Origin of the sequence: Psychrobacter sp. 28M-43 (assembly GCF_014770435.1) — a bacterium.
Taxonomy (GTDB): Bacteria; Pseudomonadota; Gammaproteobacteria; order Pseudomonadales; family Moraxellaceae; genus Psychrobacter.
Map to the genome: position 1 here is coordinate 3,026,443 of NZ_CP061739.1, position 15,775 is coordinate 3,042,217.

Below are 15,775 nucleotides of genomic sequence, written 5' to 3' on the forward strand. Positions count from 1 at the left end.
AAAGCTCACCAAATTATTGATTAAGACATATTCAAATTAATTATTTAGGCTAAATTCCGAACGATAAAATCTCGAAAACTGTATATCAATTTTTTTAGTTACTAATTATTATATTCAACATTATTTCCAGCGTCGGCTTGGTTTCTATGACCTAATCATACTGTTAATTTTTTTTGATCTAACTTATTATGTGCATTAATTTTAGCTAAATCTGAAGCCGTATCATACATCGCTATAAAAATCCCTAATACCAGTCATAGTATATTTTTTGTTTTCCACAAAGAAAAGCCCCTTGATACATCAGTATCAAGGGGCAAATCAGAATAGAGAGCTGACGATGACCTACTCTCACATGGGCGAACCACACTACCATTGGCGCTACGATGTTTCACTTCTGAGTTCGGGAAGGGATCAGGTGGGGCCATCGCGCTATTGTCGTCAGCAAAGGGGGTTAGATATGAGTCTGTTATTGTTTTTATTGACATCAAGTTTGAGCTTGTTGTCGATCAACTTGTAACCTAACTGAATCAAGGTTAAAGGTGATATCGAAATATTCTTTCTTTATTCTATAGCCTGAGCTATACAAGATAGATTAATTAGACTTGTATACAAACCACTTGGGTGTTGTATGGTCAAGCCAAACGAGCAATTAGTACAGGTTAGCTACACGCATCGCTGCGCTTCCACACCCTGCCTATCAACGTCCTAGTCTTGAACGGCTCTTTAGGGAAATCTAATCTTGAGGTGGGCTTCCCGCTTAGATGCTTTCAGCGGTTATCCCATCCGAACGTAGCTACCGGGCAATGCCACTGGCGTGACAACCCGAACACCAGAGGTTCGTCCACTCTGGTCCTCTCGTACTAGGAGCAGATCCTCTCAAATTTCCAACGCCCACGGTAGATAGGGACCGAACTGTCTCACGACGTTCTAAACCCAGCTCGCGTACCTCTTTAAATGGCGAACAGCCATACCCTTAGGACCTGCTTCAGCCCTAGGATGAGATGAGCCGACATCGAGGTGCCAAACACCGCCGTCGATATGAACTCTTGGGCGGTATCAGCCTGTTATCCCCAGAGTACCTTTTATCCGTTGAGCGATGGCCCTTCCATACAGAACCACCGGATCACTAAGACCTACTTTCGTACCTGCTCGACTTGTGGGTCTCGCAGTTAAGCGCGCTTTTGCCTTTATACTCTACGACCGATTTCCGACCGGTCTGAGCGCACCTTCGTACTCCTCCGTTACTCTTTAGGAGGAGACCGCCCCAGTCAAACTACCCACCATACATTGTCCTCGGTATTGTTATACCTGAGTTAGAACCCCAACATGACCAGGGTGGTATTTCAAGATTGGCTCCACCGAGACTAGCGTCTCGGCTTCAAAGCCTCCCACCTATCCTGCACAAGTCAGGTCAAAGTTCAATGTAAAGCTGTAGTAAAGGTTCACGGGGTCTTTCCGTCTAGCCGCGGGTACACAGCATCTTCACTGCGATTTCGATTTCACTGAGTCTCTGCTGGAGACAGCGCTGCCATCATTATGTCATTCGTGCAGGTCGGAACTTACCCGACAAGGAATTTCGCTACCTTAGGACCGTTATAGTTACGGCCGCCGTTTACTGGGGCTTCGATCAAGAGCTTCGCTTACGCTAACCCCATCAATTAACCTTCCAGCACCGGGCAGACATCACACCCTATACGTCCACTTTCGTGTTTGCAGAGTGCTGTGTTTTTAATAAACAGTTGCAGCAGCCTGGTATCTGCGACTGCCAACAGCTCAAGGAGCAAGTCCTATCACCATCAACAGCGTACCTTCTCCCGAAGTTACGGTACCATTTTGCCTAGTTCCTTCAGCAGAGTTCTCTCAAGCGCCTTGGTATTCTCTACCTGATCACCTGTGTCGGTTTAGGGTACGATTCGTTTATAACTATTGCTTAGAAGCTTTTCCTGGAAGCATGGTATTTGCCACTTCGCTGTACAAGTACAGCTTGCTATCAGATCTCGGTATAAAATAGCCCGGATTTACCTAAGCTATAAACCTACATCCTTTCACCTGGACAACCAACGCCAGGCTGACATAACCTTCTCCGTCCCTCCATCGCATTATAAACAAGTATCGGAATATTAACCGATTTCCCATCGACTACGCCTTTCGGCCTCGCCTTAGGGGTCGACTCACCCAGCCCCGATTAACGTTGGACTGGAACCCTTGATCTTCCGGCGTGCGAGCTTTTCACTCGCATTATCGTTACTCACGTCAGCATTCGCTCTTGTGATACCTCCAGCATGCTTTACAACACACCTTCACAGGCTTACACAACGCTCCCCTACCACTTGAAAACAAATTCAAATCCGCAGCTTCGGCTCCTAGTTTGAGCCCCGTTACATCTTCCGCGCGGGCCGACTCGACTAGTGAGCTATTACGCTTTCTTTAAAGGATGGCTGCTTCTAAGCCAACCTCCTAGCTGTCTATGCCTTCCCACCTCGTTTCCCACTTAACTAGGAATTTGGGGCCTTAGCTGGCGGTCTGGGTTGTTTCCCTCTCCACGATGGACGTTAGCACCCACCGTGTGTCTCCCGGATATCACTCATCGGTATTCGGAGTTTGCATCGGTTTGGTAAGTCGGTATGACCCCCTAGCCGAAACAGTGCTCTACCCCCAATGGTGTTCGTCCGAGGCGCTACCTAAATAGCTTTCGGGGAGAACCAGCTATCACCGAGTTTGATTAGCCTTTCACCCCTATCCACAAGTCATCCCCTGGCTTTTCAACGACAGTGGGTTCGGTCCTCCGGTGCCTGTTACGGCACTTTCAACCTGCTCATGGATAGATCACTCGGTTTCGGGTCTATACCCTGCAACTAAACGCCCTATTAAGACTCGGTTTCCCTACGGCTCCCCTAAACGGTTAACCTTGCTACAGAATATAAGTCGCTGACCCATTATACAAAAGGTACGCGGTCACCCAACAAGTGGGCTCCCACTGCTTGTACGCACACGGTTTCAGGTTCTATTTCACTCCCCTCACAGGGGTTCTTTTCGCCTTTCCCTCACGGTACTGGTTCACTATCGGTCAGTCAGGAGTATTTAGCCTTGGAGGATGGTCCCCCCATCTTCAAACAGGATTTCTCGTGCCCCGCTCTACTTAATATGTTAACTCTAATGTTTCGAATACAGGACTATCACCTACTACGGTCAGCTTTCCCACGCTGTTCTTCTACATTAGAATTAATCGGCTTCTCCCCGTTCGCTCGCCGCTACTAGGGGAATCTCAATTGATGTCTATTCCTAAGGGTACTGAGATGTTTCACTTCCCCTCGTTCGCTTCCTAATAAATTAGGATACCTACCTTATGGTAAGTGGGTTTCCCCATTCAGAAATCTCCGGATCACAGGATATTGCCGCCTCCCCGAAGCTTATCGCAGGCTGTCACGTCTTTCATCGCCTCTGACTGCCAAGGCATCCACCATGTGCGCTTCATTACTTGACCATACAACCCCAAGTAGTCTTTCGACTTCTAAGTGTCATACAATCTAATTATGATAACGATATCACCTATGTTTATACGCTTGATTCAGTTCTCTTTACTTTTTTTAATAACTCACCCCTGGGATAACAACTGATGTCGTTAAGAGGTGAGTTATTAAGGTTAAGAAGTGCGCGTGAACACGCTCTTCTTAACCCAGACTCATATCTATGTTTTTAAATAGTCTCTATGCTCTCGTCGAGTCACAGATTCTGTATAAAACAGAAAGAAGTAATCATTAACAATCACTTATTTCTATTTAATACCTATTTATTTATTGGCATCTAAAGCTTACTTAACCGTCTTAGTAGTGGTGGAGCCAAACGGAGTCGAACCGTTGACCTCCTGCGTGCAAGGCAGGCGCTCTACCAACTGAGCTATGGCCCCATTGTAAAATGGTGGGTCTAGGTGGACTTGAACCACCGACCCCCGCGTTATCAACACGGTGCTCTAACCAGCTGAGCTACAGACCCTAATACGTTTGTTAAAAACGTAAGCTTAAACTAAAGAACAACTTGTTGTGAATTCTTGCTGACCGAATGCGTCTATAAGGAGGTGATCCAGCCGCAGGTTCCCCTACGGCTACCTTGTTACGACTTCACCCCAGTCATCAACCACACCGTGGTGAACGCCTCCCCGAAGGTTAAGCTATCCACTTCTGGTGCAATCAACTCCCATGGTGTGACGGGCGGTGTGTACAAGGCCCGGGAACGTATTCACCGCGGCATTCTGATCCGCGATTACTAGCGATTCCTACTTCATGGAGTCGAGTTGCAGACTCCAATCTGGACTACGATAGGCTTTTTGAGATTCGCATCACATCGCTGTGTAGCTGCCCTCTGTACCTACCATTGTAGCACGTGTGTAGCCCTGGTCGTAAGGGCCATGATGACTTGACGTCGTCCCCGCCTTCCTCCAGTTTGTCACTGGCAGTATCCTTAGAGTTCCCGGCTTAACCCGCTGGTAACTAAGGACAAGGGTTGCGCTCGTTGCGGGACTTAACCCAACATCTCACGACACGAGCTGACGACAGCCATGCAGCACCTGTATTCTAATTCCCGAAGGCACTCCCGCATCTCTGCAGGATTCTAGATATGTCAAGACCAGGTAAGGTTCTTCGCGTTGCATCGAATTAAACCACATGCTCCACCGCTTGTGCGGGCCCCCGTCAATTCATTTGAGTTTTAACCTTGCGGCCGTACTCCCCAGGCGGTCTACTTATTGCGTTAGCTGCGTCACTAAGTCCTCAAGGGACCCAACGACTAGTAGACATCGTTTACGGCGTGGACTACCAGGGTATCTAATCCTGTTTGCTACCCACGCTTTCGAGCCTCAGTGTCAGTATGATGCCAGGAAGCTGCCTTCGCCATCGGTATTCCTTCAGATCTCTACGCATTTCACCGCTACACCTGAAATTCTACTTCCCTCTCACCTACTCTAGCCTAACAGTTTCAGATGCAGTTCCCAGGTTAAGCCCGGGGATTTCACATCTGACTTATCAAGCCACCTACGCTCGCTTTACGCCCAGTAATTCCGATTAACGCTTGCACCCTCTGTATTACCGCGGCTGCTGGCACAGAGTTAGCCGGTGCTTATTCTGCAGCTAATGTCATCGTCTCCGGGTATTAACCGAAGAGTCTTCTTCACTGCTTAAAGTGCTTTACAACCAAAAGGCCTTCTTCACACACGCGGCATGGCTGGATCAGGGTTTCCCCCATTGTCCAATATTCCCCACTGCTGCCTCCCGTAGGAGTCCGGGCCGTGTCTCAGTCCCGGTGTGGCTGATCATCCTCTCAGACCAGCTACAGATCGTCGCCATGGTAGGCCTTTACCCCACCATCTAGCTAATCCGACTTAGGCTCATCTAATAGCGAGAGCAGTAAACTGCCCCCTTTCTCCCGTAGGTCGTATGCGGTATTAATACGAGTTTCCCCGTGCTATCCCCCACTACTAGGTAGATTCCTAAGTATTACTCACCCGTCCGCCGCTCGACGCCTGGTAGCAAGCTACCATCGTTTCCGCTCGACTTGCATGTGTTAAGCCTGCCGCCAGCGTTCAATCTGAGCCATGATCAAACTCTTCAGTTTAATCTTGCTATGAAGCTCTTTAAAGAAGCTTCTAAACTTGGCTCATTTAATCTGGCAAAATCGCTAAAAATTATGTTCGTAATGAATTAACTTTGAGTTTTTCTGCTGTCTTAAATGATAATTTTTATAGTTAATAATCTTCCCGAAAAGAAAAGATAGTCAACTTTATTTTTTAGCATTCTGAATCAGCAAAAATCCACACAAGTTGTTCTTTAGTTATGCTTTTAAATAATGTCTGACACTGTCGTCCAGTGCTAGTATTTCAAACTAAACAAGTCAGCCAATGTGGCTTATCCTATTTAGCGAGCTGACCATCATATCATGTTTTAATAGTCTGTCAACTTCTTTTTTTAATTTGTTTCAACAAGTTAACTGGGTTATTAATGTGTAATCTACACACTAGCTACTTCCAGCTCGTCTTGATGAGGTGCGTATTATAGACGCTATATTTATTTAGTCAAGAAGTATTTTCTATTTAATTTAAACAATCTACATCGTTCAAATCAGTAAACCACTTCCCTTTCGACTGGGTGGCATTATACGCTTGTTTGAGTCTGGGTCAAGGTTAATTGCGCTTTTTTTATAATTATTTTACTGAACGAGATTAGTGGCTATTGATCGAAGAATCCGCCATCAAACCGCGCACAAAGAAAAGCCCCCATTGCGTTAGCAAAGGGGGCTTTATCTAGAATAGAGAGCTGACGATGACCTACTCTCACATGGGCGAACCACACTACCATTGGCGCTACGATGTTTCACTTCTGAGTTCGGGAAGGGATCAGGTGGGGCCATCGCGCTATTGTCGTCAGCAAAGGGGGTTAGATATGAGTCTGTTATTGTTTTTATTGACATCAAGTTTGAGCTTGTTGTCGATCAACTTGTAACCTAACTGAATCAAGGTTAAAGGTGATATCGAAATATTCTTTCTTTATTCTATAGCCTGAGCTATACAAGATAGATTAATTAGACTTGTATACAAACCACTTGGGTGTTGTATGGTCAAGCCAAACGAGCAATTAGTACAGGTTAGCTACACGCATCGCTGCGCTTCCACACCCTGCCTATCAACGTCCTAGTCTTGAACGGCTCTTTAGGGAAATCTAATCTTGAGGTGGGCTTCCCGCTTAGATGCTTTCAGCGGTTATCCCATCCGAACGTAGCTACCGGGCAATGCCACTGGCGTGACAACCCGAACACCAGAGGTTCGTCCACTCTGGTCCTCTCGTACTAGGAGCAGATCCTCTCAAATTTCCAACGCCCACGGTAGATAGGGACCGAACTGTCTCACGACGTTCTAAACCCAGCTCGCGTACCTCTTTAAATGGCGAACAGCCATACCCTTAGGACCTGCTTCAGCCCTAGGATGAGATGAGCCGACATCGAGGTGCCAAACACCGCCGTCGATATGAACTCTTGGGCGGTATCAGCCTGTTATCCCCAGAGTACCTTTTATCCGTTGAGCGATGGCCCTTCCATACAGAACCACCGGATCACTAAGACCTACTTTCGTACCTGCTCGACTTGTGGGTCTCGCAGTTAAGCGCGCTTTTGCCTTTATACTCTACGACCGATTTCCGACCGGTCTGAGCGCACCTTCGTACTCCTCCGTTACTCTTTAGGAGGAGACCGCCCCAGTCAAACTACCCACCATACATTGTCCTCGGTATTGTTATACCTGAGTTAGAACCCCAACATGACCAGGGTGGTATTTCAAGATTGGCTCCACCGAGACTAGCGTCTCGGCTTCAAAGCCTCCCACCTATCCTGCACAAGTCAGGTCAAAGTTCAATGTAAAGCTGTAGTAAAGGTTCACGGGGTCTTTCCGTCTAGCCGCGGGTACACAGCATCTTCACTGCGATTTCGATTTCACTGAGTCTCTGCTGGAGACAGCGCTGCCATCATTATGTCATTCGTGCAGGTCGGAACTTACCCGACAAGGAATTTCGCTACCTTAGGACCGTTATAGTTACGGCCGCCGTTTACTGGGGCTTCGATCAAGAGCTTCGCTTACGCTAACCCCATCAATTAACCTTCCAGCACCGGGCAGACATCACACCCTATACGTCCACTTTCGTGTTTGCAGAGTGCTGTGTTTTTAATAAACAGTTGCAGCAGCCTGGTATCTGCGACTGCCAACAGCTCAAGGAGCAAGTCCTATCACCATCAACAGCGTACCTTCTCCCGAAGTTACGGTACCATTTTGCCTAGTTCCTTCAGCAGAGTTCTCTCAAGCGCCTTGGTATTCTCTACCTGATCACCTGTGTCGGTTTAGGGTACGATTCGTTTATAACTATTGCTTAGAAGCTTTTCCTGGAAGCATGGTATTTGCCACTTCGCTGTACAAGTACAGCTTGCTATCAGATCTCGGTATAAAATAGCCCGGATTTACCTAAGCTATAAACCTACATCCTTTCACCTGGACAACCAACGCCAGGCTGACATAACCTTCTCCGTCCCTCCATCGCATTATAAACAAGTATCGGAATATTAACCGATTTCCCATCGACTACGCCTTTCGGCCTCGCCTTAGGGGTCGACTCACCCAGCCCCGATTAACGTTGGACTGGAACCCTTGATCTTCCGGCGTGCGAGCTTTTCACTCGCATTATCGTTACTCACGTCAGCATTCGCTCTTGTGATACCTCCAGCATGCTTTACAACACACCTTCACAGGCTTACACAACGCTCCCCTACCACTTGAAAACAAATTCAAATCCGCAGCTTCGGCTCCTAGTTTGAGCCCCGTTACATCTTCCGCGCGGGCCGACTCGACTAGTGAGCTATTACGCTTTCTTTAAAGGATGGCTGCTTCTAAGCCAACCTCCTAGCTGTCTATGCCTTCCCACCTCGTTTCCCACTTAACTAGGAATTTGGGGCCTTAGCTGGCGGTCTGGGTTGTTTCCCTCTCCACGATGGACGTTAGCACCCACCGTGTGTCTCCCGGATATCACTCATCGGTATTCGGAGTTTGCATCGGTTTGGTAAGTCGGTATGACCCCCTAGCCGAAACAGTGCTCTACCCCCAATGGTGTTCGTCCGAGGCGCTACCTAAATAGCTTTCGGGGAGAACCAGCTATCACCGAGTTTGATTAGCCTTTCACCCCTATCCACAAGTCATCCCCTGGCTTTTCAACGACAGTGGGTTCGGTCCTCCGGTGCCTGTTACGGCACTTTCAACCTGCTCATGGATAGATCACTCGGTTTCGGGTCTATACCCTGCAACTAAACGCCCTATTAAGACTCGGTTTCCCTACGGCTCCCCTAAACGGTTAACCTTGCTACAGAATATAAGTCGCTGACCCATTATACAAAAGGTACGCGGTCACCCAACAAGTGGGCTCCCACTGCTTGTACGCACACGGTTTCAGGTTCTATTTCACTCCCCTCACAGGGGTTCTTTTCGCCTTTCCCTCACGGTACTGGTTCACTATCGGTCAGTCAGGAGTATTTAGCCTTGGAGGATGGTCCCCCCATCTTCAAACAGGATTTCTCGTGCCCCGCTCTACTTAATATGTTAACTCTAATGTTTCGAATACAGGACTATCACCTACTACGGTCAGCTTTCCCACGCTGTTCTTCTACATTAGAATTAATCGGCTTCTCCCCGTTCGCTCGCCGCTACTAGGGGAATCTCAATTGATGTCTATTCCTAAGGGTACTGAGATGTTTCACTTCCCCTCGTTCGCTTCCTAATAAATTAGGATACCTACCTTATGGTAAGTGGGTTTCCCCATTCAGAAATCTCCGGATCACAGGATATTGCCGCCTCCCCGAAGCTTATCGCAGGCTGTCACGTCTTTCATCGCCTCTGACTGCCAAGGCATCCACCATGTGCGCTTCATTACTTGACCATACAACCCCAAGTAGTCTTTCGACTTCTAAGTGTCATACAATCTAATTATGATAACGATATCACCTATGTTTATACGCTTGATTCAGTTCTCTTTACTTTTTTTAATAACTCACCCCTGGGATAACAACTGATGTCGTTAAGAGGTGAGTTATTAAGGTTAAGAAGTGCGCGTGAACACGCTCTTCTTAACCCAGACTCATATCTATGTTTTTAAATAGTCTCTATGCTCTCGTCGAGTCACAGATTCTGTATAAAACAGAAAGAAGTAATCATTAACAATCACTTATTTCTATTTAATACCTATTTATTTATTGGCATCTAAAGCTTACTTAACCGTCTTAGTAGTGGTGGAGCCAAACGGAGTCGAACCGTTGACCTCCTGCGTGCAAGGCAGGCGCTCTACCAACTGAGCTATGGCCCCATTGTAAAATGGTGGGTCTAGGTGGACTTGAACCACCGACCCCCGCGTTATCAACACGGTGCTCTAACCAGCTGAGCTACAGACCCTAATACGTTTGTTAAAAACGTAAGCTTAAACTAAAGAACAACTTGTTGTGAATTCTTGCTGACCGAATGCGTCTATAAGGAGGTGATCCAGCCGCAGGTTCCCCTACGGCTACCTTGTTACGACTTCACCCCAGTCATCAACCACACCGTGGTGAACGCCTCCCCGAAGGTTAAGCTATCCACTTCTGGTGCAATCAACTCCCATGGTGTGACGGGCGGTGTGTACAAGGCCCGGGAACGTATTCACCGCGGCATTCTGATCCGCGATTACTAGCGATTCCTACTTCATGGAGTCGAGTTGCAGACTCCAATCTGGACTACGATAGGCTTTTTGAGATTCGCATCACATCGCTGTGTAGCTGCCCTCTGTACCTACCATTGTAGCACGTGTGTAGCCCTGGTCGTAAGGGCCATGATGACTTGACGTCGTCCCCGCCTTCCTCCAGTTTGTCACTGGCAGTATCCTTAGAGTTCCCGGCTTAACCCGCTGGTAACTAAGGACAAGGGTTGCGCTCGTTGCGGGACTTAACCCAACATCTCACGACACGAGCTGACGACAGCCATGCAGCACCTGTATTCTAATTCCCGAAGGCACTCCCGCATCTCTGCAGGATTCTAGATATGTCAAGACCAGGTAAGGTTCTTCGCGTTGCATCGAATTAAACCACATGCTCCACCGCTTGTGCGGGCCCCCGTCAATTCATTTGAGTTTTAACCTTGCGGCCGTACTCCCCAGGCGGTCTACTTATTGCGTTAGCTGCGTCACTAAGTCCTCAAGGGACCCAACGACTAGTAGACATCGTTTACGGCGTGGACTACCAGGGTATCTAATCCTGTTTGCTACCCACGCTTTCGAGCCTCAGTGTCAGTATGATGCCAGGAAGCTGCCTTCGCCATCGGTATTCCTTCAGATCTCTACGCATTTCACCGCTACACCTGAAATTCTACTTCCCTCTCACCTACTCTAGCCTAACAGTTTCAGATGCAGTTCCCAGGTTAAGCCCGGGGATTTCACATCTGACTTATCAAGCCACCTACGCTCGCTTTACGCCCAGTAATTCCGATTAACGCTTGCACCCTCTGTATTACCGCGGCTGCTGGCACAGAGTTAGCCGGTGCTTATTCTGCAGCTAATGTCATCGTCTCCGGGTATTAACCGAAGAGTCTTCTTCACTGCTTAAAGTGCTTTACAACCAAAAGGCCTTCTTCACACACGCGGCATGGCTGGATCAGGGTTTCCCCCATTGTCCAATATTCCCCACTGCTGCCTCCCGTAGGAGTCCGGGCCGTGTCTCAGTCCCGGTGTGGCTGATCATCCTCTCAGACCAGCTACAGATCGTCGCCATGGTAGGCCTTTACCCCACCATCTAGCTAATCCGACTTAGGCTCATCTAATAGCGAGAGCAGTAAACTGCCCCCTTTCTCCCGTAGGTCGTATGCGGTATTAATACGAGTTTCCCCGTGCTATCCCCCACTACTAGGTAGATTCCTAAGTATTACTCACCCGTCCGCCGCTCGACGCCTGGTAGCAAGCTACCATCGTTTCCGCTCGACTTGCATGTGTTAAGCCTGCCGCCAGCGTTCAATCTGAGCCATGATCAAACTCTTCAGTTTAATCTTGCTATGAAGCTCTTTAAAGAAGCTTCTAAACTTGGCTCATTTAATCTGGCAAAATCGCTAAAAATTATGTTCGTAATGAATTAACTTTGAGTTTTTCTGCTGTCTTAAATGATAATTTTTATAGTTAATAATCTTCCCGAAAAGAAAAGATAGTCAACTTTATTTTTTAGCATTCTGAATCAGCAAAAATCCACACAAGTTGTTCTTTAGTTATGCTTTTAAATAATGTCTGACACTGTCGTCCAGTGCTAGTATTTCAAACTAAACAAGTCAGCCAATGTGGCTTATCCTATTTAGCGAGCTGACCATCATATCATGTTTTAATAGTCTGTCAACTTCTTTTTTTAATTTGTTTCAACAAGTTAACTGGGTTATTAATGTGTAATCTACACACTAGCTACTTCCAGCTCGTCTTGATGAGGTGCGTATTATAGACGCTATATTTATTTAGTCAAGAAGTATTTTCTATTTAATTTAAACAATCTACATCGTTCAAATCAGTAAACCACTTCCCTTTCGACTGGGTGGCATTATACGCTTGTTTGAGTCTGGGTCAAGGTTAATTGCGCTTTTTTTATAATTATTTTACTGAACGAGATTAGTGGCTATTGATCGAAGAATCCGCCATCAAACCGCGCACAAAGAAAAGCCCCCATTGCGTTAGCAAAGGGGGCTTTATCTAGAATAGAGAGCTGACGATGACCTACTCTCACATGGGCGAACCACACTACCATTGGCGCTACGATGTTTCACTTCTGAGTTCGGGAAGGGATCAGGTGGGGCCATCGCGCTATTGTCGTCAGCAAAGGGGGTTAGATATGAGTCTGTTATTGTTTTTATTGACATCAAGTTTGAGCTTGTTGTCGATCAACTTGTAACCTAACTGAATCAAGGTTAAAGGTGATATCGAAATATTCTTTCTTTATTCTATAGCCTGAGCTATACAAGATAGATTAATTAGACTTGTATACAAACCACTTGGGTGTTGTATGGTCAAGCCAAACGAGCAATTAGTACAGGTTAGCTACACGCATCGCTGCGCTTCCACACCCTGCCTATCAACGTCCTAGTCTTGAACGGCTCTTTAGGGAAATCTAATCTTGAGGTGGGCTTCCCGCTTAGATGCTTTCAGCGGTTATCCCATCCGAACGTAGCTACCGGGCAATGCCACTGGCGTGACAACCCGAACACCAGAGGTTCGTCCACTCTGGTCCTCTCGTACTAGGAGCAGATCCTCTCAAATTTCCAACGCCCACGGTAGATAGGGACCGAACTGTCTCACGACGTTCTAAACCCAGCTCGCGTACCTCTTTAAATGGCGAACAGCCATACCCTTAGGACCTGCTTCAGCCCTAGGATGAGATGAGCCGACATCGAGGTGCCAAACACCGCCGTCGATATGAACTCTTGGGCGGTATCAGCCTGTTATCCCCAGAGTACCTTTTATCCGTTGAGCGATGGCCCTTCCATACAGAACCACCGGATCACTAAGACCTACTTTCGTACCTGCTCGACTTGTGGGTCTCGCAGTTAAGCGCGCTTTTGCCTTTATACTCTACGACCGATTTCCGACCGGTCTGAGCGCACCTTCGTACTCCTCCGTTACTCTTTAGGAGGAGACCGCCCCAGTCAAACTACCCACCATACATTGTCCTCGGTATTGTTATACCTGAGTTAGAACCCCAACATGACCAGGGTGGTATTTCAAGATTGGCTCCACCGAGACTAGCGTCTCGGCTTCAAAGCCTCCCACCTATCCTGCACAAGTCAGGTCAAAGTTCAATGTAAAGCTGTAGTAAAGGTTCACGGGGTCTTTCCGTCTAGCCGCGGGTACACAGCATCTTCACTGCGATTTCGATTTCACTGAGTCTCTGCTGGAGACAGCGCTGCCATCATTATGTCATTCGTGCAGGTCGGAACTTACCCGACAAGGAATTTCGCTACCTTAGGACCGTTATAGTTACGGCCGCCGTTTACTGGGGCTTCGATCAAGAGCTTCGCTTACGCTAACCCCATCAATTAACCTTCCAGCACCGGGCAGACATCACACCCTATACGTCCACTTTCGTGTTTGCAGAGTGCTGTGTTTTTAATAAACAGTTGCAGCAGCCTGGTATCTGCGACTGCCAACAGCTCAAGGAGCAAGTCCTATCACCATCAACAGCGTACCTTCTCCCGAAGTTACGGTACCATTTTGCCTAGTTCCTTCAGCAGAGTTCTCTCAAGCGCCTTGGTATTCTCTACCTGATCACCTGTGTCGGTTTAGGGTACGATTCGTTTATAACTATTGCTTAGAAGCTTTTCCTGGAAGCATGGTATTTGCCACTTCGCTGTACAAGTACAGCTTGCTATCAGATCTCGGTATAAAATAGCCCGGATTTACCTAAGCTATAAACCTACATCCTTTCACCTGGACAACCAACGCCAGGCTGACATAACCTTCTCCGTCCCTCCATCGCATTATAAACAAGTATCGGAATATTAACCGATTTCCCATCGACTACGCCTTTCGGCCTCGCCTTAGGGGTCGACTCACCCAGCCCCGATTAACGTTGGACTGGAACCCTTGATCTTCCGGCGTGCGAGCTTTTCACTCGCATTATCGTTACTCACGTCAGCATTCGCTCTTGTGATACCTCCAGCATGCTTTACAACACACCTTCACAGGCTTACACAACGCTCCCCTACCACTTGAAAACAAATTCAAATCCGCAGCTTCGGCTCCTAGTTTGAGCCCCGTTACATCTTCCGCGCGGGCCGACTCGACTAGTGAGCTATTACGCTTTCTTTAAAGGATGGCTGCTTCTAAGCCAACCTCCTAGCTGTCTATGCCTTCCCACCTCGTTTCCCACTTAACTAGGAATTTGGGGCCTTAGCTGGCGGTCTGGGTTGTTTCCCTCTCCACGATGGACGTTAGCACCCACCGTGTGTCTCCCGGATATCACTCATCGGTATTCGGAGTTTGCATCGGTTTGGTAAGTCGGTATGACCCCCTAGCCGAAACAGTGCTCTACCCCCAATGGTGTTCGTCCGAGGCGCTACCTAAATAGCTTTCGGGGAGAACCAGCTATCACCGAGTTTGATTAGCCTTTCACCCCTATCCACAAGTCATCCCCTGGCTTTTCAACGACAGTGGGTTCGGTCCTCCGGTGCCTGTTACGGCACTTTCAACCTGCTCATGGATAGATCACTCGGTTTCGGGTCTATACCCTGCAACTAAACGCCCTATTAAGACTCGGTTTCCCTACGGCTCCCCTAAACGGTTAACCTTGCTACAGAATATAAGTCGCTGACCCATTATACAAAAGGTACGCGGTCACCCAACAAGTGGGCTCCCACTGCTTGTACGCACACGGTTTCAGGTTCTATTTCACTCCCCTCACAGGGGTTCTTTTCGCCTTTCCCTCACGGTACTGGTTCACTATCGGTCAGTCAGGAGTATTTAGCCTTGGAGGATGGTCCCCCCATCTTCAAACAGGATTTCTCGTGCCCCGCTCTACTTAATATGTTAACTCTAATGTTTCGAATACAGGACTATCACCTACTACGGTCAGCTTTCCCACGCTGTTCTTCTACATTAGAATTAATCGGCTTCTCCCCGTTCGCTCGCCGCTACTAGGGGAATCTCAATTGATGTCTATTCCTAAGGGTACTGAGATGTTTCACTTCCCCTCGTTCGCTTCCTAATAAATTAGGATACCTACCTTATGGTAAGTGGGTTTCCCCATTCAGAAATCTCCGGATCACAGGATATTGCCGCCTCCCCGAAGCTTATCGCAGGCTGTCACGTCTTTCATCGCCTCTGACTGCCAAGGCATCCACCATGTGCGCTTCATTACTTGACCATACAACCCCAAGTAGTCTTTCGACTTCTAAGTGTCATACAATCTAATTATGATAACGATATCACCTATGTTTATACGCTTGATTCAGTTCTCTTTACTTTTTTTAATAACTCACCCCTGGGATAACAACTGATGTCGTTAAGAGGTGAGTTATTAAGGTTAAGAAGTGCGCGTGAACACGCTCTTCTTAACCCAGACTCATATCTATGTTTTTAAATAGTCTCTATGCTCTCGTCGAGTCACAGATTCTGTATAAAACAGAAAGAAGTAATCATTAACAATCACTTATTTCTATTTAATACCTATTTATTTATTGGCATCTAAAGCTTACTTAACCGTCTTA

Annotated in this window: 4 tRNA genes and 8 rRNA genes; all 12 read right to left on the minus strand. The window is 47.4% G+C overall.

The features are described 5' to 3' along the window. Positions 1-329: 329 nt before the first annotated feature. The 12 genes from rrf (IEE84_RS12690) to IEE84_RS12745 all read right to left on the minus strand — a co-directional run bounded on the left by rrf (IEE84_RS12690) (position 330) and on the right by IEE84_RS12745 (position 15,432). Positions 330-443: ribosomal RNA gene (gene rrf, locus IEE84_RS12690) — 5S ribosomal RNA — on the minus strand. Between the two features lie 185 nt (positions 444-628). Then, positions 629-3,484, minus strand: a 23S ribosomal RNA gene (locus tag IEE84_RS12695). A 347-nt stretch (positions 3,485-3,831) separates the two neighbouring features. Further along, positions 3,832-3,907 (minus strand) — tRNA-Ala (locus IEE84_RS12700). A 9-nt stretch (positions 3,908-3,916) separates the two neighbouring features. Next, positions 3,917-3,993 (minus strand) — tRNA-Ile (locus tag IEE84_RS12705). A gap of 75 nt (positions 3,994-4,068) precedes the next feature. Beyond that, positions 4,069-5,607: ribosomal RNA gene (locus IEE84_RS12710) — 16S ribosomal RNA — on the minus strand. Positions 5,608-6,303: 696 nt separating this feature from the next. Further along, positions 6,304-6,417: ribosomal RNA gene (gene rrf, locus IEE84_RS12715) — 5S ribosomal RNA — on the minus strand. Positions 6,418-6,602: 185 nt separating this feature from the next. Further along, positions 6,603-9,458 (minus strand): 23S ribosomal RNA (locus tag IEE84_RS12720). A gap of 347 nt (positions 9,459-9,805) precedes the next feature. Further along, positions 9,806-9,881, minus strand: a tRNA-Ala gene (locus tag IEE84_RS12725). Between the two features lie 9 nt (positions 9,882-9,890). Then, a tRNA-Ile gene (locus tag IEE84_RS12730) sits at positions 9,891-9,967 on the minus strand. 75 nt (positions 9,968-10,042) lie between these two features. Then, a 16S ribosomal RNA gene (locus IEE84_RS12735) occupies positions 10,043-11,581 on the minus strand. A gap of 696 nt (positions 11,582-12,277) precedes the next feature. Further along, positions 12,278-12,391 (minus strand): 5S ribosomal RNA (gene rrf, locus IEE84_RS12740). Positions 12,392-12,576: 185 nt separating this feature from the next. Further along, positions 12,577-15,432, minus strand: a 23S ribosomal RNA gene (locus tag IEE84_RS12745). The 16S, 23S and 5S rRNA genes sit together here with 4 tRNA genes alongside, the layout of an rRNA operon. Positions 15,433-15,775: the final 343 nt, after the last annotated feature.